Raw genomic sequence first — 23080 nt, 5'->3', positions numbered from 1 at the left:
TCGCAAGATCGCCCTTTTTTACTTTGCTTTTTTAACCGTGTTTATTTTTCAGTTCAAAGCGTGGTGATACCAGACCATACAGTGTCCAACCAAGGAAGGTCACGATGGAACCGTACAGCATGGCTTCTTCCCCGGATGAGTACAGCGCATAAAAGCTATACATCGCGCCAACAAAAGCAACAAAGTTTGCAACTTTCGCTTTTGAGGGGGGCACATTAGCGACCTTCTGAATAATGACTAATGCCGCCATTGACAGAATATACGGAATGATATTGGTCACCACGGCCAGGTTAACCAGCACGTTGAACTGACTGTTTAGCGACGGGCTAATCGTCATCAGCGCCAACCCGCTCTGGATAATCACAATGGTCAACATTCCCTGCACCGGTGCATCCACTTTGGTTACACGGGAGAAAATTTTAGGGAAGTAGCCTTCATCAGATGAAGACTTAAACACCTGGGCAATGGTGAACTGCCAGCCAAGCAGCGAACCGCAGCAGGACATCACCATCAGCGCCATAATGACTTTACCCACTTCTGGTGTGAACATCTGTGCGAAGGCCAGGCCAAATGGTGCCGTTGAATTTGCCAGCTCCATATTAGGCACAATCCCTGCAATCACGTTGGTGGAGACGATATAAATCACCGCCGCACCTAACGTACCGCCGAGTACCGCGATTGGCACATTACGTTCCGGGTTTTCCACTACATCAGTATTCGCACACGCAGACTCCAGACCGAGAAAAGCCCACAGCGTCATAGCGATGGAAGAACCTACTGCACTGAAGAACGGTGCATGATGCGGATTCCAGGAATCAACGTAAAGCGTCGGGCTAAACCAGAACCAGCCGATAATGCACAGGCCTACCACCGGAATAATGACCCCCCACACGGTAATGCTACTGATTTGCCCGGTAATGCGCGCACCACCAAAGTTAGCCACGGTACAAATCCACAGCACCCCGATGGTCGCAAGACCAATCTGCACTGGCGACAAACTCGCGCCGAGCAGTTCGGTGCCGTAACCAACCGCCGAAATAGCAATCGCGACGTTAGCAATCAGCAGTGAGACGCCGTAGGTATAGTTCGCCATAAAGTTACCGGATTTACCGAAAGCATACTCGGCATAACCGCCCATACCACCTGATTTACGGCTGAACATACCGCATTTTGCGAATGCCCATGCCAGTGCCATTGAGCCTACGGCTGTCACCAGCCAGGAGATAATTGAAATTGTCCCAACTTCGGCAAGCTTTGTCGGCAGCATGATGATACCGGAGCCCATCATGTTGACCATCGTCAGTATGGTTAACTGAACGACGCCCATTTTGTTCGATTTAGCCTGACTCATAATTTTTCCCCTTTCAACAGGGTGCTTTGCGCATCACGAGGCTTGATGACATAGCACCAAACTTGCTTACGACCATCATGTTCTTCGATATAGACACCCTGCAGCTCCGGTGCAAAACCTGGCAGCAGGTTGATCCCTTCTTCCAGAGCGCTGAAGTAACGCAAAACAGCACCACCCCAGATTTCACCCGGAACAACACACAGCACACCCGGAGGATAAGGAAGCGCCCCTTCGGCAGCGATACGACCTTCGGCATCCGGCAGACGAACCAGCTCCACTTCACCGCGTAAATAGGCGTAGTTGGCTTCTTGCGGATTCATGCTGACGTGTGGGAAGTGCGCTTTGCGGAACATCTCTTTTTGCAGTTGTTTCACGTTGTGTCGGGCATACAAATCATGCATTTCCTGGCACAACTGACGCAGGGTATAACCGGCGTAGCGCTCTTCATGCTGTTTGTAGATGGAAGGCAGCACTTCTGCTAATGGCGCGTCGGACTCAAGCAGTTTTTCGAAGCGTACCAGCAGGGCAACAAGTTGCTGAAGTTTGGCCATATCTTCTGCCGGAGTCAGCAGGAAGAGGATGGAGTTAAGATCGCATTTTTCCGGCACTACGCCATTTTCGCGCAGGAAGTTAGCAAGAATCGTCGCGGGTACACCGAACGCTTCATATTCGCCGTTACGTGCATCAATACCTGGGGTTGTCAGCAACAGTTTGCAAGGATCGACAAAGTATTGATTCTCTGCATAGCCTTCAAAAGAATGCCAGTGTTCCCCTGGTACAAACTGGAAGAAGCGCAGATCAACCGCAATTTGCGCTGTTTCATACGACTGCCAGGGTTTACCATCCACCAGTTCAGGTACGAACGGACGAATATGCTGACAGTTATCGAGGATCAGTTTGCGGGCATTAATGCCATTTACCACACAATCCATCCACATATTACGACCGCTGACACCTTCATGCATTTTGGCGTTGATATCCAGTGCGGCAAACAGCGGATAGAACGGGCTGGTGGAGGCGTGCATCATAAAGGCGTTGTTCATGCGTTTGTGCGGTACATAACGCTGTTGCCCTTTGATGTGGCTGTCTTTTTTATGGATTTGTGAAGTTTGAGAAAAACCAGCCTGCTGTTTATGTACGGATTGCGTAACCAGAATACCCGGATCGTTCTCATTAAGATCCAGCAACAGCGGCGAACAGTCAGCCATCATCGGGATAAATTGCTCATAGCCAACCCATGCGGAGTCAAACAGAATGTAGTCACACAGATGACCAATTTTATCCACCACCTGGCGGGCGTTATAAATCGTACCGTCGTAGGTGCCTAACTGAATCACAGCGAGGCGGAAAGGACGAGCCTCTTTTGCCCGCTGCGGTGCGACTTCCGCGATCAGCTCACGCAGGTAACTTTCTTCAAAACAGTGCGCATCAATGCCACCGATAAAGCCATACGGGTTACGTGCCGTTTCCAGATAAACCGGTGTTGCACCAGCCTGTAGCAACGCTCCGTGGTGGTTAGATTTGTGGTTATTGCGATCAAACAGCACCAGATCACCCGGTGTTAGCAGGGCGTTTAAAACCACTTTGTTAGAAGATGAAGTGCCATTTAGAACGAAGTATGTTTTATCGGCATTAAACACTTTTGCCGCATGTTGCTGTGCAATGCATGGCGCGCCTTCGTGAATCAGCAGATCGCCCATTGCTACGTCTGCGTTGCATAAGTCGGAACGGAACAGCGTTTCTCCGAAGTACTCCACGAACTGATTCCCTGCCGGATGACGACGGAAAAACTCACCTCCCTGATGACCCGGGCAGTCAAAAGCGCTATTGCCCTGATTGACATAATCGACCAGTGCGCGGAAGAAGGGCGGGCGCAGTTGCGTTTCATAATGGCTAGCAGCGGTTTCTAACTGACGTCCATAAAACTCTTTCCGTGATTCGCAATGCTCGAAGACACCAGAAATACGTGGCAGATATTCTGCTGGTACACGTTCTTCATTTTCCGTTGCAATAAAAACAGGAATGCCATAGCCAGTAGCGTCTATTTCATCGAGTTTTCCACGTTCAACATCATTGACTGATAAAATAATGGCGGCAACGTCAATATAATTACTTTCGTCAATATTCACGCATGCACGATGAGTGGAAAAACAATCCGGGCAAGAACGGCTAACGGCAATTTTTAATTCTGACATTTTATTCATCTCTTTATTTCAGGTAATAGCAGGTCCTCAATTTCTCAAAGGAGAAATCGATCACGCCGGAAAAAAAGCAAAGCTCCACCGCTGATAAATAAATCAGTAGTTTGCTTTTTGCAGATGCAATAACCCAGACCAGCCCGGTAACTGGCTATACTCGTCATACCTCAAGTTGCAAGTGCTGCGACTCGAATTATTTAGAGTTTAAAAGGGTTAGCAGTATATGAGCACCGAGGAATACAGGTATTAACCTGTAATGCTTAAAGTCAGGGAGACCTGTACGTTGGGGTGCCCTTTAGTCAGAAGACTAGCGGGCATTAAAGAAATGAAAGTCAAAACTATTACGATGGGCAAACTTCATGATATGGGTTGTCCGCCTTATATGAGGCATTAAGCGGTTATTATTTTCCATTTACCTTTACCTCTTGCTGTGTCAGTTGAAGGTAGAGTTATTCTATCCATGAAATGGCTATAATCTGTGAAGAAGATCAACAAAAAACGATCATACCCCAGATAATAAATCATTAATTATGAATATCGCCATATTAGATGCTGTTTTGTTACTTAAATGTTGTAATTTCGTGTTTTATATTTGCGTTAAGAAATTAGGTGATGCTGCCAACTTACTGATTTAGTGTATGATGGTGTTTTTGAGGTGCTCCAGTGGCTTCTGTTTCTATCAGCTGTCCCTCCTGTTCAGCTACTGACGGGGTGGTGCGTAACGGCAAAAGCACTGCCGGACATCAGCGCTATCTCTGCTCTCACTGCCGTAAAACATGGCAACTGCAGTTCACTTACACCGCTTCCCAACCCGGTACGCACCAGAAAATCATTGATATGGCCATGAATGGCGTTGGATGCCGGGCAACTGCACGCATTATGGGCGTTGGCCTCAACACGATTTTACGTCACTTAAAAAACTCAGGCCGCAGTCGGTAACCTCGCGCATACAGCCGGGCAGTGACGTCATCGTCTGCGCGGAAATGGACGAACAGTGGGGCTATGTCGGGGCTAAATCGCGCCAGCGCTGGCTGTTTTACGCGTATGACAGTCTCCGGAAGACGGTTGTTGCGCACGTATTCGGTGAACGCACTATGGCGACGCTGGGGCGTCTTATGAGCCTGCTGTCACCCTTTGACGTGGTGATATGGATGACGGATGGCTGGCCGCTGTATGAATCCCGCCTGAAGGGAAAGCTGCACGTAATCAGCAAGCGATATACGCAGCGAATTGAGCGGCATAACCTGAATCTGAGGCAGCACCTGGCACGGCTGGGACGGAAGTCGCTGTCGTTCTCAAAATCGGTGGAGCTGCATGACAAAGTCATCGGGCATTATCTGAACATAAAACACTATCAATAAGTTGGAGTCATTACCAAGAAATTAAACCTGCCAAATAATAATATTCGGCGCAGGTTTAATAATAAATTAATCACTATTTAAGCGAATTTATTGAATAACAATTCAAAGCATAAACCGATATCCAATACCGGTTTCAGTAATGAAGTGGCGAGGCCGGGCCGGATCCTGTTCCAGTTTTTGTCGCAGATGTCCCATATAAATACGCAAATAGTGACTGTGTTCGACCGCGTTTGGCCCCCACACCTGGTTAAGGAGCTGGCGCTGGGTGAGTACTTTTCCGGCATTGTTGAGCAGCACCGCCAGCAGGCGGAACTCAATTGGTGTGAGATGCACCTCTTCCTCACCCCGGTGAATCACGCGGGCGGCTAAATCGACGGTAACATCGGAAAATTTCACCAGCGGATCGGGCGCGGCGGTGGCGGAGTGGCGGCGTAAAGCGACGCGCAGACGGGCCTGCAATTCGCCAATGCCAAACGGCTTACTCAGATAATCATCCGCTCCGGCATCCAGCGCGGCGATCTTGTCGCTCTCTTCGCTGCGTGCGGAAAGCACAATCACCGGCACCGGGCTCCACTGGCGCAGGTCGCGGATAAACTCAATCCCATCACCATCGGGCAGGCCGAGATCGAGAATAATCAAATCTGGCTTACGGGTTGCCGCTTCCAGCAAGCCGCGTTGCAGAGTTTCGGCCTCAAAGACGCGCATCCCGTCGCCCTCCAGCGCCGTGCGCAGAAAGCGACGAATAGCCTGTTCATCTTCAACAATCAGAACGTTTGTCACATATCCTCATGAAAGTCTTCAAGTTCAGGAGCGGTTTGCTGGGGAAGTGTAACACGAAAACAGGCACCACCTTCCGGTCGGTTGAACGCGGTAATGGTGCCGCCGTGTACATCCACAATCGCCCGACAAATTGCCAACCCAAGCCCGACACCCGGCACCGCCGACTCTTTATTCCCGCGAGCAAACTTATCAAATATCGTCTGCTCCTGGCCTGGCGGAAGACCGGGGCCGTTATCCCAGACATCCAGTTGTAGATTTTCGCCCTCAAAGTGGGCATCGATACCAATTTCGGCCTGCGCACCCGCATATTTCACCGCGTTCTCCAGCAGATTAATCAGCACCCGTTCAAAGAGTGGCCCGTCAACGTGGATTAAGGTCAGCGGTTCTGGCAGAGAAAGATTGATGGGCGACGATAAACCCGGTTCCAGCATTTGCAGCGCGCTGCCGACTACTTCTTCCAGCGTTAACCACTCTTTCTTCAAATTAAAGCCGCCGGACTGAATTCGCGCCATATCCAGTAGATTATTCACCAGTCGGGTAGTGTTCAGCACATGCTGACGAATCTCGCTGGCCTGGCGGGCGTGGGGTGATCCTTCGCTTGCCAGATCGAGCGTTAAGATTTCTGCCTGACCAAACAGCACCGTAAGCGGCGTGCGTAAATCATGCGAAAGCGCTGCCAGCAGGGCGTTGCGGATCTGTTCACGTTCGCTTGCCATCCGCGCCTGTTCTTCGCTGGCGGTTAGCGTCAGCCGCTCAAGGGCATTGGCGACTAACAGCGTAAACGTCTCCAGCAGGCGCTGCTGTTCCGGGATCATCAACTGGCGCAGATTCCCCGGCTCCACCACCACCAGCCCGTAGGTTTTCTCGCCGCTTTTTAGCGGCAAAATCTGGTACGGTACACCGGGTAACGTGTCGGTGCCCGCGCCCGCAGGCAGGCCTTTATCAAAACTCCACTGCGCGATGGCATCGTCCCATGGCGTCATTCCTTGCGGATGTGTTAACGGCTGCAATTTACCGTTGTCATCGGGCAACAACACCTGACTGCGGGCATGAAACGTGGAGGCAATAAATTGTTCGCTGGTGGCGGCGATGTCCTGCGGACTGCGGCCCACCGCCAGAGCTTTCGACATTTCATATAAGTGCCGTGTGCGTTGCTCGCGGTAACGGGCTACCCGAGCCTGATAACGCACGCCAGCAGTAAGGTTCCCGATCACCAGCCCGACGGTTAACATCACCGCGAAGGTCAGCAGATATTGCACATCAGAGACGGCGAGCGTGCCGCGTGGGGCGATAAAAAAGAGATCGAAACTCACCACATTAATGACGGTGGCAACCACCGAAGGCCAGCGTCCATAAAATAGCGCCACCACCACCACGCCAAGCAGATACAGCATCACCAGGTTGGCGGCATCAAACGCCATCAGCCACTGCATGGCAATTAAGGTGATAACGGCGCATAACGCGGCGGCAACCACGCATCCCTGAATCTGTACCCGCCACTTGTCTTTAAAAGAGCGGCTATCCGGCGCGTTGTTAATCGTGCGGGCGGGTGGTTCATCAAGCGCGACCAGCACCTGATCGAGATCGGGGGCGATGCGCGCCAGTCGGTCAGCAAACGTTTCCCGACGCCACCAGCGGCGCGAGGCCGGGCGACCGAGAATAATCTTGCCGAGATTATGTTCACGGGCATAACGCACTACCGCTTTCTCTTCCGCTGGATCAGAAAGTGTTGCCGTCTCCGCGCCCAGTTCCTGCGCCAGACGTAAGGCGCTGAGAATTGCACGACGTTTTTTCTCCGGTAAGCGATGCAGGGCAGGGGTTTCAACATACACCGCGTGCCAGACGCTACCCAGCCGTGACGCCAGCCGCGCCGCCGCGCGGACCAGCTTCTCACTACCGGTGTTATGGCCGATGCATAAAAGGATCGCGTCGCGCGTGTGCCAGACTTTCTCTTCGCTAGGATGCCCCCGCCAGGCGCGCATTTGCTCATCAACGCGATCGGCAGTACGGCGCAGTGCCAGTTCGCGCAGGGCGATCAGATTGCCTTTGCGGAAAAAATGTTCAATGGCGCGCTCCGCCTGCCCGGCAATATAGACTTTGCCTTCTTTCAGCCGCTGGCGCAGATCGTCCGGGGGCAAGTCCACCAGAACCACGTCGTCGGCGGCATCGAAAAAAGGATCGGGCACGGTTTCCCGTACCTGAATTCCGGTGACGCCGCTGACCACATCATTCAGACTTTCCAGATGCTGAACGTTGACGGTAGTGAAAACATCAATGCCTGCTTCCAGCAGCTCTTCGATGTCCTGCCAGCGTTTAGGGTGACGAGAACCTGGCGCATTACTGTGCGCCAGTTCGTCCATTAAGATCAGCGCCGGACGGCGGGCGAGGGCGGCATCGAGGTCAAACTCGCAGATGTGCCGCCCACGGTACGCCAGGCGTTTTGGCGGCAGAACAGCCAGCCCTTCCAGCATTGCGGCGGTATCTTTTCGCCCGTGGGTTTCTACCACGCCAACCACAATATCCAGCCCTTGCGCCCGCAGTCGCTGGGCTTCTGCCAGCATCGCCCAGGTCTTCCCGACGCCTGCACAGGCACCGAAGAAAACTTTCAGCTTCCCCCGATGCGGCGCGGCAGTTTGTTCCAGCAGACGATCGGGGTCGGGACGTAAGGGTTCGTTATTCATCAAGCTTATCCAGCGCCAGATTGAGTTCGACAATGTTGACGACCGGCTGGCCGATATATTTCACCAGCGGTTGTTGGCTGTATTTTGCGATCAGCTGCGTGAGCTGTTCAACGCTGAGATTACGCGCTTTCGCGATGCGTGGGATCTGCCAGGCCGCCGCTTGCGGGGTGATATTATTGTCCAGCCCGCTTGCCGATGCCGTCACCAGTTCAACCGGAATGCTCGCGCTGGCATCCGGGTTAGCGGCCCGTAATGCAGCAACGCGTGCGGCTATTAGTTTATCCAGCTCAGGGTTACTGACCGCCAGATTGCTCCCGCCAGAAGCCTGTGGATTATAGGGCATTTCAGCCGTTGCTGACGGGCGACCATGAAAATAGCCGTTGCCGGTAAAATTCTGCCCGATTAATGCCGAGCCACGCACCGTATCACCTTCACGGATCAACGAACCGTTGGCCTGCCAGGGAAACCACCATTGCCCCAGTGCGGTGGTCAGCAGCGGGTAAACGCCGCCAGTAATCAATAACAGAAAGAGAAATGTCGATAATGCCGGACGTAATCCACTCATGGTAAACCTCACACCAGACCGCAAACGGTCAGCAGTAAATCAATGACTTTGATACCAATAAACGGCACCAGCAGCCCACCCAGACCGTAAATCCATAAGTTACGGCGCAACATGGCAGAAGCGGTAAGCGGTTTATAACTCACGCCTTTTAACGCCAGAGGAATCAAAAAGACGATAATCAAGGCGTTGAAAATGACCGCACTGAGAATGGCGGAGTCGGGCGAATGCAGGCGCATGATGTTCAGCGCATTTAACTGCGGATATGTTGCCGCGAACGCCGCCGGAATAATGGCGAAGTATTTCGCCACATCGTTGGCAATGCTGAAGGTGGTCAGCGAGCCACGGGTCATCAGCATCTGTTTGCCAATGTGCACCACCTCGATCAACTTGGTCGGGTTAGAGTCGAGATCCACCATATTGCCCGCCTCTTTCGCCGCCTGGGTGCCGGAGTTCATCGCCACCGCGACATCTGCCTGCGCCAGCGCCGGAGCATCGTTGGTGCCGTCGCCGGTCATCGCTACCAAACGACCTTCCGCCTGATACTGACGGATCAATGCCAGCTTGGCCTCCGGTGTTGCTTCGGCGAGAAAATCATCGACACCCGCTTCCGCAGCTATCGCGGCGGCAGTCAGACGGTTATCGCCGGTAATCATCACCGTTTTAATGCCCATTTTGCGCAGCTGGGCGAAGCGCTCTTTAATACCGCCTTTGACGATATCTTTCAGCGCAATAACGCCCAGCACACGAGAACCTTCCACCACCACCAGCGGCGTGGCTCCCTGACGCGCAACCTGATCGACTTTTTGATCAACATCGGCAGGGAAGTGACCGCCGTTAGCCTCAATATGGCGGCGAATGGCATCGACAGAACCTTTACGGATCATGCGGTTGTCGATGTTGATCCCGCTCATCCGGCTTTGCGCAGTAAACGGTACAAAGGTGGCATGGAGCGACTGCACATCGCGCTCGCGCAGGTTAAAACGTTGCTTGGCGAGGATCACAATACTGCGACCTTCCGGCGTTTCATCAGCCAGCGAAGCCAGTTGTGCGGCGTCAGCCAGCGTTTTTTCATCCACGCCCTGCGCGGGGATAAACTCCGACGCCTGACGGTTACCGAGTGTGATGGTGCCGGTTTTATCCAGTAGCAGAACGTCAACGTCACCTGCCGCTTCAACTGCACGTCCGCTGGTGGCAATCACATTCGCGCCCAGCATCCGACTCATCCCGGCGACGCCGATCGCTGACAACAGGCCGCCAATAGTGGTTGGGATCAGACAGACCAGCAGCGCCACCAGTACCGTTACACTCACGGCATTACCGCCCCACGCGGAAAACGGCCACAGCGTGGCGGTTGCCAGTAAAAAGACGATGGTCAGAGCAATCAGCAGGATAGTCAGGGCAATCTCGTTCGGTGTTTTGCGTCGCTGTGCGCCTTCCACCATCGCGATCATCCGATCCAGAAATGTCTCACCGGGGTTAACGCTACACTCAATCACCAGCCAGTCAGAAAGAATACGCGTGCCGCCGGTGACGGAGGCAAAATCGCCGCCGGATTCACGGATCACCGGTGCCGATTCCCCGGTGATGGCGCTTTCATCGACCGATGCGCCGCCTTCAATGACTTCACCATCGCAGGGGATAATATCGCCAGCTTCTACCAGCACGATGTCACCTTTACGCAGTTGATCGGCAGGAACTTTGTCCGCCGCAGCGCCATATTTCGGCTCACGCAGCTTGCGGGCAAAGGCAGTTTTTTTCACCCCTTTAAGACTGTTGGCCTGCGCTTTACTGCGGCCTTCTGCCAGCGCCTCGGCGAAATTAGCGAACAGTACGGTGACCCACAGCCAGCCGCTAATTGCCGCGCTAAACAGCGCATTGCCAGGCATCGCACCGCTTGCCATCGCGATGCTAATACAGGTGGTCAGCAGACTGCCGATCCAGACGATAAACATCACCGGATTGCGCCATTGCGCCTGCGGGTTTAATTTTTTCACCGCTTCTTTCAGCGCCTGAACGACAAGTGTTGGTTCGAATAGCGCCAGTTGTTTACGACTCATATTCAGTGCTCGCTCAATATCATCAGGAGAGATATTCCGCCACCGGACCAAGCGCCAGGGCAGGGATAAAGGTCAGTGCGCCAACCAGCAACACGGTGCCGATTAACAGGCCAACAAACAGCGGGCCGTGCGTTGGCAGCGTGCCGGAGCTGGCGGGTTGGCTCTTTTTACTCACCAGCGAACCGGCAATTGCCATCACCGGGATAATCACCCCGAAGCGACCGACAAACATGCAGAACGCCAGTAAACAGTTCCAGAACGGAGAGTTGGCGCTTAATCCGGCAAAGGCGCTGCCGTTGTTGTTAGCGGCGGACGACACGGCGTACAGCACTTCGCTAAAACCATGCGGGCCAGGGTTAAGCATGGCGCTACGTCCGGCGTCGGTCATCATCGCCAACGCCGCGCCCATCAGTACCAGTGTTGGAGTAACCAGAATCGCCAGTGCAATCAGTTTCATCTCGCGTACGTCGATTTTTTTACCCAGATATTCCGGTGTACGACCAATCATCAGCCCGGCAATAAACACCGCCAGCAGGACAAACAGCATCATGCCGTAAAGACCAGAACCGACACCGCCGAACACCACTTCACCAATTTGCATTAGCCACATCGGCACCATGCCGCCGAGAGCGGTAAACGAATCATGCATCGCAATCACCGCGCCACAGGACGCCGCCGTAGTCACGACCGCAAACAGGCTACTGACCAGCACGCCGAAACGGCTCTCTTTACCTTCCATATTGATGCTGCTGTCTGCGCCGAGCGCCAGCAGATGAGGATTACCCTGAACTTCTGCCCACATAACCACGCCTACGCAGATGACAAAAATCACTGACATCGCCCACAGCAACATGCGCCCCTGGCGGCGATCGCCCGTCACTTCACCAAAGGCAAAGCACAGCGCTGTTGGGATCAAGAAGATCGCCAGCATCTGCACGAAGTTGGTCAGTGCGGTTGGGTTTTCAAACGGATGCGACGAGTTGGCATTAAAGAAGCCACCGCCGTTAGTACCGAGCATCTTGATCGCTTCCTGAGAAGCTACTGGTCCCATGGGTAACAGCTGTTGCGCTCCTTCAACGGTATTCACTGCCTGATAGGGCAGAAAGTTTTGCAGCGCACCTTGTTGAATAAAAAACAGTGCGATCAACAACGCCACAGGGACTAGCACCCATAACGTGATGCGTAGCAGATCGACCCAGGCATTCCCGAGTGTGCTCATGCTCTGGCGAGTAAACGCACGGATGAAGGCAAAAATCACCGCAATCCCGCTGGCGGCAGAAAGAAAGTTTTGTACCGTTAAGCCTGCCATCTGGCTGAAATAGCTCAACGTGGTTTCACCGCTATAAGATTGCCAGTTGGTATTCGTGACAAAGCTGACGGCGGTATTCAGCGCCAGATCCCACGACAGCCCCGGCAACTGCTGTGGATTAAGCGGCAGATAGTGCTGACCGAGCAACATAAAAAACAGCACCGCCAGCCCCAGCATGTTCAGGCCGAGAATGGCACAAAGATATTGCTTCCAGTTCATCTCATGGTCAGAGACGCCAGGTAAACGAAAGAGTATACGTTCAACGCCCGCTGTACCTGGAAGAGGAATGTCATTAATCAGCCGCGCCAGCCCGCTGCCTAAAGGACGCGCCAGCACCATTAATACCAGTAAAAACGTGGCAATCAGTAAGAACCCTTGCGCAGCCATCAGAACGCCTCCGCATTGATCAGGGCATAAACCAAATAACCCAGTAATAAAAACACCAGCAACACGCCGGCTATCACGCCTGCACTCACAGTGCACCTCCAGTGGCCTAAAAGTGATACCGGAAGAGTAGAATTCTGGCTGCAAAGATTTCGCAAAAATCTGCGGGCGGGGTGTAAAAAAAGTATAAAAATGGCAAAAGCCATGATTTAACTAATGTTTAGTATTAATTTAACTTTTGTGTAACTTAATTACAGAGTGAATGTAAATAAACCATCAATAAGCAAAAATAAGTGGTCGGATGAGTAGTAAAATTACACAAAAGGCGGTACTATTTTCATCAGATAAACAAATTCATTTTTCCGGTGCTATTCACCGGGTAGATACAAAAGGGGGAGAAAAGTATGGAACTCTACAGAGAATATCCTGCATGGCTTATCTTTTTACGCCGTACATATGCGGTTGCAGCGGGCGTTCTGGCGCTGCCTTTCATGCTTTTCTGGAAAGACCGCGCCCGCTTTTACAGCTACCTGCACCGCGTCTGGTCGAAAACCAGCGATAAACCGGTGTGGATGGATCAGGCCGAAAAGGCAACCGGTGATTTTTACTGATTGCTGAGTTCTGAATACATTGAAAACCGCCAGCGGAAACGCTGGCGGTTTTTTGTATCAGGAAGATGTTCAGAGGAATATTTAGACACCGTTATACCAATCGAAACATATATTCATGAAATATATATAAATATTTTCCTAATTGTTTCTATCTGACGGATATCTCACTTAAGGCTTTCTTATAAATCTGTAGGGTCTTGCCTGTCAGCGGACAAATAACCCGATAAAACAAGGATGAGAAATGAGCGGAAAACCGGCGGCGCGTCAGGGCGACATGACGCAGTATGGCGGTAGCATTGTCCAGGGTTCAGCCGGGGTGCGCATCGGTGCCCCCACCGGTGTGGCCTGTTCGGTGTGCCCCGGCGGAGTGACGTCCGGCCATCCGGTCAATCCCCTGCTCGGTGCAAAGGTCCTTCCCGGTGAAACCGACATCGCCCTGCCCGCCCCGCTGCCGTTCATCCTCTCCCGCACCTACAGCAGTTACCGGACAAAAACGCCCGCGCCGGTGGGGAGCCTCGGCCCCGGCTGGAAAATGCCTGCGGATATCCGCTTACAGCTGCGCGATAACACACTGATACTCAGTGATAACGGCGGCAGAAGCCTGTATTTTGAGCACCTGTTTCCCGGTGAGGACGGTTACAGCCGCAGCGAATCACTCTGGCTGGTGCGCGGCGGCGTGGCGAAACTGGATGAAGGTCACCGGCTGGCCGCACTCTGGCAGGCGCTGCCGGAAGAACTCCGCTTAAGTCCGCATCGTTATCTGGCGACAAACAGTCCGCAGGGGCCGTGGTGGCTGCTCGGCTGGTGTGAGCGGGTGCCGGAAGCGGATGAGGTGCTGCCTGCGCCGCTGCCGCCGTACCGGGTACTGACCGGGCTGGTGGACCGCTTCGGGCGCACACAGACGTTCCACCGCGAAGCCGCCGGTGAATTCAGCGGCGAAATCACCGGCGTGACGGATGGTGCCGGGCGTCACTTCCGGCTGGTGCAAAATGGCATCTGAATCGATCGCAGTTTGGCATTCGAATCGATCATGATTTGGCATCCATCTCCGATCACAGTTTGGCATCACAATCGATCACGATTTGGCATACTTCCGATCATTGATTGGAATTCGCCAGTCACTCCGGGAATTAACTCTTTTCACCACAGTCTCCATTGCCGTGTTTAAACCAGTGGAGACGTCAATGTCCAAAAAGAGAAAATCCAGGAGCACTATGGAAACTTGTTTTAAGATCCTTCAGCTCAAGTTCGATAAGAAGCTGACTAACCGTTGTATCGGACTGACGTTACACATCAGCGCCTCAACCGTTTTTGAGGTTCTTGCCCGCTTCAAAGCCTCTTCTCTGTCATGGCCATTACCTGCGGATATATCCCATGACACGCTGGAGAAACTCATTTTCCCGCCCAAAGACACCTCTGCGTCAGAGCTTGTTATGCCTGACATGCTGTACTTCGATACGGAAATGAGAAAACCTGGCGTGACGCGCCAACTGTTGTGGATGGAATACAAGGCACAGGCGGGTGACAAAGCGATGGGATACTCACACTTCTGCCGTTGCTACCGGAAGTGGAAAAAAACGCGACGCCTCTCCATGCGACAGGAGCATCGTGCTGGCGAAAAGCTCTTTATCGACTTCTGTGGTCCTACGGTCCCTGTTATTAATCCGGACACCGGAGAGATACGCCGCGTGGCAATCTTCGTGGCTGTAATGGGGGCGTCCAACTATACCTATGTTGAAGCGTGCGAAGGTCAGGACATGATGTCATGGTTAAATGCCCACAGCCGTTGCCTGACCTTCCTGGGCGGCGTACCGAAGCTGCTCATCCCCGATAACCTCAGAAGCGCAGTGAAAAAAGCCGATCGCTATGAGCCTGTCATCAACGACAGTTATCAGGCGCTGGCTGAGCACTATGGCACGGTTATTATCCCGGCCCGCCCGCGCAAACCTAAAGATAAACCAAAAGCAGAAAACGGCGTCCTCATCGTCGAGCGATGGCTTCTTGCCCGCATCCGTAATGAAACCTTCCACACGCTCAGGGCGCTGAATGCACGCCTTCGGGAGTTGCTGACGGACATGAATAACCGACCAATGAAGGGATACGGTAATCAAACCCGCGCAGAACGCTTCCGCATGCTGGATGCACCAGCACTCTCTCCGCTGCCTCTGGAGCCTTATGAATACACGGAATACAAAGCCGTGAAGGTTGGCCCTGACTACCACGTTGAATATGCCCGTCACTGGTACTCCGTTCCACACGAACTGGTCGGTCAGCGTCTGTCACTGAAGGTGGGGCAGTCGGTGGTACAGCTCTGGCACAAGGGGCAGTGTGTGGCGCAACATCCGCGCAGCACACATGAATATAAACACACAACCAATCCGCTTCACATGCCAGAACGCCACCGGCGGCATGGGACATGGACACCGGAACGCCTTATCGAGCAGGGAAACCGTACAGGTCCGTCCACAGGCCGGGTGGTTGAATCCATGCTGAAAGCCAAACCCCATCCGGAGCTGGCTTACCGTGCAGTCCTGGGTCTGCTGGCACTTCAGAAAAAATACGGCCCGGAACGGCTGGAAAAGGCCTGTTACGTTGCCCTGCACTATAACGCCCCGGACAGACGCTTTATCGACAATCTGCTGCGTCATCATCGGGATAACGTTGAGCTTCCGTTATCCCGCCAGGGCGAACAACATCCGGCATATGCTTCAGAGCATGAAAACCTGCGTGGTCCTGGCTACTATCACTGACAGAAGGAACAACCGTATGAGTGATAATCTGTTAAACAAACTGACCCAACTGAAACTCCCGGCGATGGCCGGGAGCCTGATACGGCAACGGGAAACGCCTCAGACTTACGACGAACTGTCGTTCGAGGAAAGGCTGACACTGCTGGTTGATGACGAGCTTCTGAGCAGAGAAAACAGTCGTGTGGCACGGTTGAGAAAAAATGCCTGCCTGAAATATCAGGCAACACCGGAAGGGCTGCGTTATCCGGCCTCAAGAGGTCTGCGGGCTGAACAGATGAGGGAACTGCTGAACGGCCACTACATAATCCACAGGAAAAACCTACTGATAACCGGTCCGACAGGATGCGGTAAGAGCTGGATAGCCAATGCGCTGGGCGAACAGGCATGTCGACAGAAATACAGCGTCCGGTACTGTAGAACCGGGCGATTACTGGAACAGTTGGCTCAGGGACGTGTTGATGGCAGTTGGCTGAAATATCTGAAACAGTTGCAAAAAATACAGGTTCTAATCCTGGACGATCTGGGGCTGGAACAGTTAAGTAACGCCCAGTGTAATGACCTTCTGGAGATCACAGAGGATCGTTACGGACAAAGCAGCACGATAGTGGTAAGCCAGTTCCCGGTAGATAAATGGCATGGTCTGATGGAGAACCCAACAACAGCAGATGCCATCCTGGACAGACTGGTACATAACTCACACAGAGTGGTCCTTCAGGGAGAGTCCCTGAGGAAAAATCCCCCGACAGTGGAAAGCAGCGAAAAAACGAGTTAAAAAGCGGTAGAAAAAGTTAAGTTCCCGGTTGATCGAATGGATGCGAATCGCTGATCGAACTTCGATGCCAATCCGTGATCGAATAGAGCGGAATACGCAGCTGGTACTGACCACGCAGGCGCAGCGGGCAGAAGAAGCCCGGCAGCAGGCCATTTCCGGCGGGACGGAACCGTCCGCTTTTCCTGATACCCTGCCGGGTTACACCGAATATGGCCGGGACAACGGCATCCGTCTGTCTGCCGTGTGGCTGACGCACGACCCGGAATACCCGGAGAATTTACCTGCCGCGCCGCTGGTGCGCTATGGCTGGACGCCGCGCGGCGAACTGGCGGCAGTGTATGACCGCAGCAATACACAGGTGCGCAGCTTTACTTACGATGATAAATACCGGGGCCGGATGGTGGCGCACCGTCACACGGGCCGGCCGGAAATCCGTTACCGTTACGACAGCGACGGGCGGGTGACAGAACAGCTAAACCCGGCAGGCTTAAGCTACACGTATCAGTATGAGAAGGACCGCATCACCATCACCGACAGCCTGAACCGCCGTGAAGTGCTGCACACGCAGGGTGAAGCCGGGCTGAAGCGGGTGGTGAAAAAGGAACACGCGGACGGCAGCGTCACGCAGAGTCAGTTTGATGCGGTGGGCAGGCTCAGGGCACAGACGGATGCCGCAGGCCGGACGACTGAGTACAGCCCGGATGTGGTGACGGGACTCATCACGCGCATCACCACGCCGGATGGCAGGGCATCGGCGTTTTACTATAACCACCACAGCCAGTTAACGTCAGCCACCGGGCCTGACGGGCTGGAAATGCGCCGCAAATATGATGAATCCGGCCGTCTGATTCAGGAAACTGCCCCTGACGGCGATATCATCCGCTACCGTTATGATAATCCACACAGTGACTTACCCTGCGCAACGGAAGATGCCACCGGCAGCCGGAAAACCATGACGTGGAGCCGTTACGGTCAGTTGCTGAGCTTCACCGACTGTTCCGGTTATGTAACCCGTTATGACCATGACCGCTTCGGGCAGATGACGGCGGTGCACCGCGAGGAAGGGCTGAGTCAGTACCGCGCATACGACAGCCGTGGACAGTTAATTGCCGTGAAAGACACGCAGGGCCATGAAACGCGGTATGAATACAACGCCGCCGGTGACCTGACCACCGTCATTGCCCCGGACGGCAGCAGAAACGGGACACAGTACGATGCGTGGGGAAAAGCTATCTGTACCACGCAGGGCGGTCTGACGCGCAGTATGGAATACGATGCTGCCGGACGGGTCATCCGCCTGACCAGTGAAAACGGCAGCCACACCACCTTCCGTTACGATGTACTCGACCTGCTGATACAGGAAACCGGCTTTGACGGCCGCACACAGCGTTATCACCACGACCTGACCGGCAAACTTATCCGCAGCGAGGATGAGGGGCTGGTCACCCACTGGCACTATGACGAAGCAGACCGCCTCACGCACCGCACCGTGAATGGCGAAACCGCAGAGCGGTGGCAGTATGACGAACGCGGCTGGCTGACAGACATCAGCCATCTCAGCGAAGGGCACCGGGTGACGGTGCATTACGGGTATGATGAGAAAGGCCGGCTGACCGGTGAGCGTCAGACGGTGCATCACCCGCAGACGGAAGCACTGCTCTGGCAGCATGAGACCAGACATGCGTACAACGCGCAGGGGCTGGCGAACCGCTGTATACCGGACAGCCTGTCCGCCGTGGAATGGCTGACCTACGGCAGCGGCTGGCTGTCAGGCATGAAACTCGGCGACACACCGCTGGTGGAGTACACCCGCGACCGCCTGCACCGGGAAACGCTGCGCAGCTTCGGCCGTTATGAACTCACCACCGCTTATACCCCTGCCGGGCAGTTACAGAGCCAGCACCTGAACAGCCTGCTGTCTGACCGCGATTACACCTGGAACGACAACGGCGAACTCATCCGCATCAGCAGCCCGCGCCAGACCCGGAGTTACAGCTACAGCACCACCGGCAGGCTGACCGGCGTTCACACCACCGCAGCGAATCTGGATATCCGCATCCCGTATGCCACAGACCCGGCGGGGAACCGCCTGCCCGACCCGGAGCTGCACCCGGACAGCACCCTCAGCATGTGGCCGGATAACCGTATCGCCCGTGACGCGCACTATCTTTACCGGTATGACCATCACGGCAGACTGACAGAGAAAACCGACCTCATCCCGGAAGGGGTTATCCGCACGGATGATGAGCGCACCCATCGGTACCATTACGACAGTCAGCACCGGCTGGTGCACTACACGCGGACACAATATGCAGAGCCGCTGGTCGAAAGTCGCTATCTTTACGACCCGCTGGGCCGCAGGGTGGCAAAACGGGTATGGCGGCGTGAACGGGACCTGACGGGCTGGATGTCGCTGTCACGGAAACCGCAAGTGACCTGGTACGGCTGGGACGGCGACCGGCTGACCACAATACAGAACGACAGAACCCGCATCCAGACGATTTATCAGCCGGGGAGCTTCACGCCACTCATCAGGGTCGAAACTGCCACCGGTGAGCTGGCGAAAACGCAGCGCCGCAGCCTGGCGGATGCCCTTCAGCAGTCCGGCGGCGAAGACGGTGGCAGTGTGGTGTTCCCGCCGGTGCTGGTGCAGATGCTCGACCGGCTGGAAAGTGAAATCCTGGCTGACCGGGTGAGTGAGGAAAGCCGCCGCTGGCTGGCATCGTGCGGCCTGACGGTGGCGCAGATGCAAAGCCAGATGGACCCGGTATACACGCCGGCGCGAAAAATTCACCTGTACCACTGCGACCATCGCGGCCTGCCGCTGGCCCTTATCAGCACGGAAGGGACAACAGCGTGGTGCGCAGAATATGATGAATGGGGCAACCTGCTGAGTGATGAGAACCCGCATCATCTGCAGCAGCTCATTCGCCTGCCGGGGCAGCAGTATGATGAGGAGTCCGGCCTGTATTACAACCGCCACCGCTATTATGACCCGCTGCAGGGGCGGTATATCACTCAGGATCCGATTGGACTGAAGGGGGATGGAATTTTTATCAGTATCCGTTGAATCCGGTTCAGTATATAGATTCAATGGGGCTGGCATCTAAATATGGACACTTAAATAATGGCGGATATGGAGCGAAACCCAGCAAACCGCCTACGCCCGATCCAAGTAAGTTGCCAGACATAGCGAAACAATTAAGACTGCCATATCCTATTGACCAGGCCAGTAGTGCGCCTAATGTTTTCAAAACATTCTTCAGAGCATTAAGCCCTTACGATTACACACTGTATTGCAGGAAGTGGGTAAAACCCAATCTGACTTGTATGCCGCAGGATGATCCCCAGTATCCAGGGATGGAGACAAAGACAGCAAGTGATTACCTGCCACAGACAAATTGGTCAACAACTCAATTACGGTGATGCTGCCAACTTACTGATTTAGTGTATGATGGTGTTTTTGAGGTGCTCCAGTGGCTTCTGTTTCTATCAGCTGTCCCTCCAGTTCAGCTACTGACGGGGTGGTGCGTAACGGCAAAAGCACTGCCGGACATCAGCGCTATCTCTGCTCTCACTGCCGTAAAACATGGCAACTGCAGTTCACTTACACCGCTTCTCAACCCGGTACGCACCAGAAAATCATTGATATGGCCATGAATGGCGTTGGATGCCGGGCAACTGCACGCATTATGGGCGTTGGCCTCAACACGATTTTACGTCACTTAAAAAACTCAGGCCGCAGTCGGTAACCTCGCGCATACAGCCGGGCAGTGACGTCATCGTCTGCGCGGAAATGGACGAACAGTGGGGCTATGTCGGGGCTAAATCGCGCCAGCGCTGGCTGTTTTACGCGTATGACAGTCTCCGGAAGACGGTTGTTGCGCACGTATTCGGTGAACGCACTATGGCGACGCTGGGGCGTCTTATGAGCCTGCTGTCACCCTTTGACGTGGTGATATGGATGACGGATGGCTGGCCGCTGTATGAATCCCGCCTGAAGGGAAAGCTGCACGTAATCAGCAAGCGATATACGCAGCGAATTGAGCGGCATAACCTGAATCTGAGGCAGCACCTGGCACGGCTGGGACGGAAGTCGCTGTCGTTCTCAAAATCGGTGGAGCTGCATGACAAAGTCATCGGGCATTATCTGAACATAAAACACTATCAATAAGTTGGAGTCATTACCTTATCAGGCCTACGTATTTCCTGCAATTTATTGAATTTGCACAAATTTGTAGGCTGGATAAGGCGTTCACGCCGCATCCGGCATCTGGGCTCGATTGCCTGACGCGTCTGTTATTTCCCCTTCCGCGCCGCCTCATACGCTGCCAACGTTTGTACTCTCGCCTCTTTGTGCTCGACTATCGGTTGCGGATAATCCAGCTTCACACCTGCTTTCTGCGCCCACTTCCACGGCTCATGCACCGATTTCCCCGGTACATTGCGTAGTTCCGGTAGCCACTGGCGGATAAACTCACCTTCGAGATCAAATTTCTCGCCCTGGGTTGTCGGGTTGAAAATACGAAAATACGGCGCTGCATCGGTTCCGGTTGAAGCGGCCCACTGCCAGCCACCGTTATTGGCTGCCAAATCACCATCAATCAGCTGCGACATGAAATATCGCTCGCCTTCGCGCCAGTCGATCAATAAATCTTTCACCAGAAAACTGGCTGTAATCATCCGTAGCCTGTTATGCATCCAGCCAGTGCTGTTAAGCTGACGCATAGCGGCATCAACAATCGGGTATCCCGTTTTGCCTTCCTGCCAGGCCTGTAAATGTGCGGGATTGCTCTGCCACTGTACACGATCCGTCCAGGCAATAATTGGACGATGTTTACACAACGAGGGGTGATACGTTATCAGGTGACGGTAAAACTCGCGCCAGATCAGCTCATTAAGCCAGACACTACCGACCCCACCGTCCAGCGCCTGCGGCTGTTCAGCCAACAAGCGATGCAAGCACTGGCGAGGCGATAACCCGCCCGTTGCCAGGCTGGCCGACAAACGGCTGGTGCCTTCCACTGCCGGAAAATCTCGTTGTTGCTCATATTCTCCGGCACCGTTCTGGCAAAACTGGCGTAATTGCGCAATCGCCGCTTTTTCTTCCACCGGAAAATGCGCAGTATCGAAAGACTGACGAGGATAATTCAGCGTAATGGATGGCGAGGGCTCTATCGATCCGCTACTACGAACTTTTGGCGCAGCGACGCACTCCGGCATCCCTTCCCGCAGCCGTTTCAGCCAGGCATTCTTAAAAGGCGTAAAGACTTTGTACATCTCGTGATTACCGGTCATCACCGCGCCAGGCGGCAGGATCACGCTGTCATCAAATCCTTCACACACCACGTTACGCAGCGCTCTTTCAACTTCCACATCCCGCGCCCGCTCATTCACTTCATACTGATAGTTATAAAACAGGTGGGTAACGCTGTTTTCCGCGCACACCTGTTTAACTATTTCGACACTGGCGACAAAGTCATCCACTTCACGGAACAATAAAGGAATACCTTTTTCCGCAAGCGCTATTTGTAGCCCATTCAGTTGAGCATTGATAAGTTCAGCCTGACGCGGCGACATGTTATGCGTCGCCCACTGGCGTGGTGTAGCGATATACAACGCCAGCACGCGTGCAGACGAATTGCGGCAGGCGGCAGCCAGTGCGAGATTATCGTGCAGACGTAAATCTTGGCGAAACCAGACCAGATGGGTAGTCATAAAACTCCTGAATGGCGCAAGTTAATCACACGCGGCCAAAGTTCGAAATAACGCTGCCCTGAAAGCCAGGCGTCATGATAAAGCGCCATATAGTGTTTGATACGCATCAGCGGCGCAAGAAGTGGTTGCTCGCCACGGCGATAACTGTCGATAAGCGCAGCCAGCTGCTGGCGTTCTGTGGAATCAATATGCGGGCGAAAATAACCCTGAACGTGCATCAAAACATTGGTGTGATCGCGCGGGTTGGCGGGGTGAGAAAGCAAAACAACTACGCGTTGGCGGTACTGGTTGTAATAGTCATCCAGATTTTGCCACTGGTGAATATCAGCCACGAACGGGCCAAGTTTGCGGTACTCCGGCTGAGAATGCGCCAGAAAGACGAGTTTATAGCGGCTGTGATAATCGAGAAGCGCCCCGCGCGTTAAGCCATGTTCTTTCAGTCGATGTAACTCATGAAGGGCAAAGATACGGATTAGGGTGCTGTCATCAAATCGTTGTAGATTCATTACTGCTCCTGAACGGTATAAAGGAGTAAGTGTAGAC

At 53.8% G+C, this 23080-nt stretch carries 17 protein-coding genes and 2 pseudogenes; 7 read left to right on the top strand and 12 right to left on the bottom strand.

The window, feature by feature from the left end; all coding sequences use genetic code 11:
• Window positions 1-31: 31 nt before the first annotated feature.
• The 4 genes from potE to C1P89_RS26355 all read right to left on the bottom strand — a co-directional run bounded on the left by potE (window position 32) and on the right by C1P89_RS26355 (window position 4074).
• Window positions 32-1351 carry a putrescine-ornithine antiporter gene (gene potE / locus C1P89_RS12360; protein WP_000075845.1) on the bottom strand — a complete coding sequence of 440 codons (1320 nt, stop codon included), beginning with the start codon at window positions 1349-1351 and terminating at the stop codon, window positions 32-34.
• The gene (gene speF / locus C1P89_RS12355) at window positions 1348-3546 is read right to left on the bottom strand and encodes an ornithine decarboxylase SpeF (protein ID WP_005141237.1); all 2199 of its coding nucleotides are present in this window, start codon (window positions 3544-3546) and stop codon (window positions 1348-1350) included. Before speF ends, potE begins: the two co-directional genes overlap by 4 nt.
• Window positions 3547-3856: 310 nt before the next feature.
• Window positions 3857-3961, bottom strand: coding sequence for a leader peptide SpeFL (gene speFL / locus C1P89_RS12350; protein ID WP_001312672.1), 105 nt, complete (start codon window positions 3959-3961; stop codon window positions 3857-3859).
• Window positions 3940-4074 (bottom strand): hypothetical protein, encoded by a 135-nt coding sequence (locus C1P89_RS26355; protein WP_001299172.1) that lies wholly within the window; start codon window positions 4072-4074, stop codon window positions 3940-3942. The genes speFL and C1P89_RS26355 overlap by 22 nt, the downstream gene beginning before the upstream one ends.
• Window positions 4075-4212: 138 nt before the next feature.
• On the opposite strand from C1P89_RS26355, the gene C1P89_RS12340 reads away from it, so the two are divergent.
• A protein-coding gene (locus C1P89_RS12340) for an IS1-like element IS1A family transposase (RefSeq protein ID WP_094096600.1) occupies window positions 4213-4910 on the top strand; the annotation gives its coding sequence in 2 pieces (ribosomal slippage) (window positions 4213-4462 and window positions 4462-4910; 699 coding nt in all).
• Between the two features lie 102 nt (window positions 4911-5012).
• Here C1P89_RS12340 and kdpE read toward each other — a convergent pair.
• From kdpE to kdpF, 6 genes are read right to left on the bottom strand one after another with little or no spacing between them, the layout of a single operon-like run.
• On the bottom strand, window positions 5013-5690 hold the full coding sequence (kdpE, locus tag C1P89_RS12335; protein ID WP_000186088.1) for a two-component system response regulator KdpE: 678 nt from the start codon (window positions 5688-5690) through the stop codon (window positions 5013-5015).
• Entirely contained in the window at window positions 5687-8371 is a 2685-nt protein-coding gene (gene kdpD, locus C1P89_RS12330; protein ID WP_005145234.1) for a two-component system sensor histidine kinase KdpD, read from the bottom strand. The genes kdpE and kdpD overlap by 4 nt, the downstream gene beginning before the upstream one ends.
• Window positions 8364-8936: a K(+)-transporting ATPase subunit C gene (gene kdpC, locus C1P89_RS12325; protein ID WP_005141254.1), complete on the bottom strand. Its 573-nt coding sequence runs from the start codon at window positions 8934-8936 to the stop codon at window positions 8364-8366. The genes kdpD and kdpC overlap by 8 nt, the downstream gene beginning before the upstream one ends.
• An 8-nt stretch (window positions 8937-8944) precedes the next feature.
• Window positions 8945-10993, bottom strand: a complete 2049-nt coding sequence (gene kdpB, locus C1P89_RS12320; RefSeq protein WP_000087960.1) for a potassium-transporting ATPase subunit KdpB — start codon at window positions 10991-10993, stop codon at window positions 8945-8947.
• 22 nt (window positions 10994-11015) lie between these two features.
• Window positions 11016-12689, bottom strand: a complete 1674-nt coding sequence (gene kdpA / locus C1P89_RS12315) for a potassium-transporting ATPase subunit KdpA (protein ID WP_000730105.1) — start codon at window positions 12687-12689, stop codon at window positions 11016-11018.
• Window positions 12689-12778 (bottom strand): K(+)-transporting ATPase subunit F, encoded by a 90-nt coding sequence (gene kdpF / locus C1P89_RS12310; protein WP_001365534.1) that lies wholly within the window; start codon window positions 12776-12778, stop codon window positions 12689-12691. Before kdpF ends, kdpA begins: the two co-directional genes overlap by 1 nt.
• 312 nt (window positions 12779-13090) lie before the next feature.
• On the opposite strand from kdpF, the gene C1P89_RS12305 reads away from it, so the two are divergent.
• From C1P89_RS12305 to C1P89_RS12275, 6 genes and pseudogenes are all read left to right on the top strand, one after another.
• The gene (locus tag C1P89_RS12305) at window positions 13091-13297 is read left to right on the top strand and encodes a YbfA family protein (protein WP_000424924.1); all 207 of its coding nucleotides are present in this window, start codon (window positions 13091-13093) and stop codon (window positions 13295-13297) included.
• Window positions 13298-13538: 241 nt separating this feature from the next.
• Window positions 13539-14282, top strand: a pseudogene (locus tag C1P89_RS12300) (DUF6531 domain-containing protein); the annotation flags it as partial.
• 229 nt (window positions 14283-14511) lie between these two features.
• Entirely contained in the window at window positions 14512-16047 is a 1536-nt protein-coding gene (gene istA, locus C1P89_RS12295) for an IS21-like element ISSso4 family transposase (protein WP_000447022.1), read from the top strand.
• 16 nt (window positions 16048-16063) lie between these two features.
• Window positions 16064-16819, top strand: a complete 756-nt coding sequence (gene istB / locus C1P89_RS12290) for an IS21-like element ISSso4 family helper ATPase IstB (protein WP_001282649.1) — start codon at window positions 16064-16066, stop codon at window positions 16817-16819.
• A 94-nt stretch (window positions 16820-16913) separates the two neighbouring features.
• Window positions 16914-20245: pseudogene (gene rhsC, locus C1P89_RS12280) on the top strand (rhs element protein RhsC); the annotation flags it as partial.
• Between the two features lie 50 nt (window positions 20246-20295).
• Window positions 20296-20993 (top strand): IS1-like element IS1A family transposase gene (locus tag C1P89_RS12275; protein WP_243461341.1). Its coding sequence is split into 2 segments (ribosomal slippage): window positions 20296-20545 and window positions 20545-20993, totalling 699 coding nucleotides; the frame shifts between segments, so codons are not numbered across the junction.
• Window positions 20994-21118: 125 nt separating this feature from the next.
• Here the strand turns inward: C1P89_RS12275 and phrB are convergent.
• Both phrB and C1P89_RS12265 read right to left on the bottom strand, forming a co-directional pair.
• Window positions 21119-22537, bottom strand: a complete 1419-nt coding sequence (gene phrB, locus C1P89_RS12270; RefSeq protein WP_000207149.1) for a deoxyribodipyrimidine photo-lyase — start codon at window positions 22535-22537, stop codon at window positions 21119-21121.
• Entirely contained in the window at window positions 22534-23043 is a 510-nt protein-coding gene (locus C1P89_RS12265) for a YbgA family protein (protein WP_001053304.1), read from the bottom strand. Before C1P89_RS12265 ends, phrB begins: the two co-directional genes overlap by 4 nt.
• Window positions 23044-23080 lie beyond the last annotated feature (37 nt).

Origin of the sequence: Shigella sonnei, assembly GCF_002950395.1 — a bacterium.
GTDB lineage: Bacteria > Pseudomonadota > Gammaproteobacteria > Enterobacterales > Enterobacteriaceae > ECMA0423.
The sequence above is the reverse complement of the archived record's forward strand: the minus strand, read 5'-3'. Positions and strand labels throughout refer to the sequence as shown.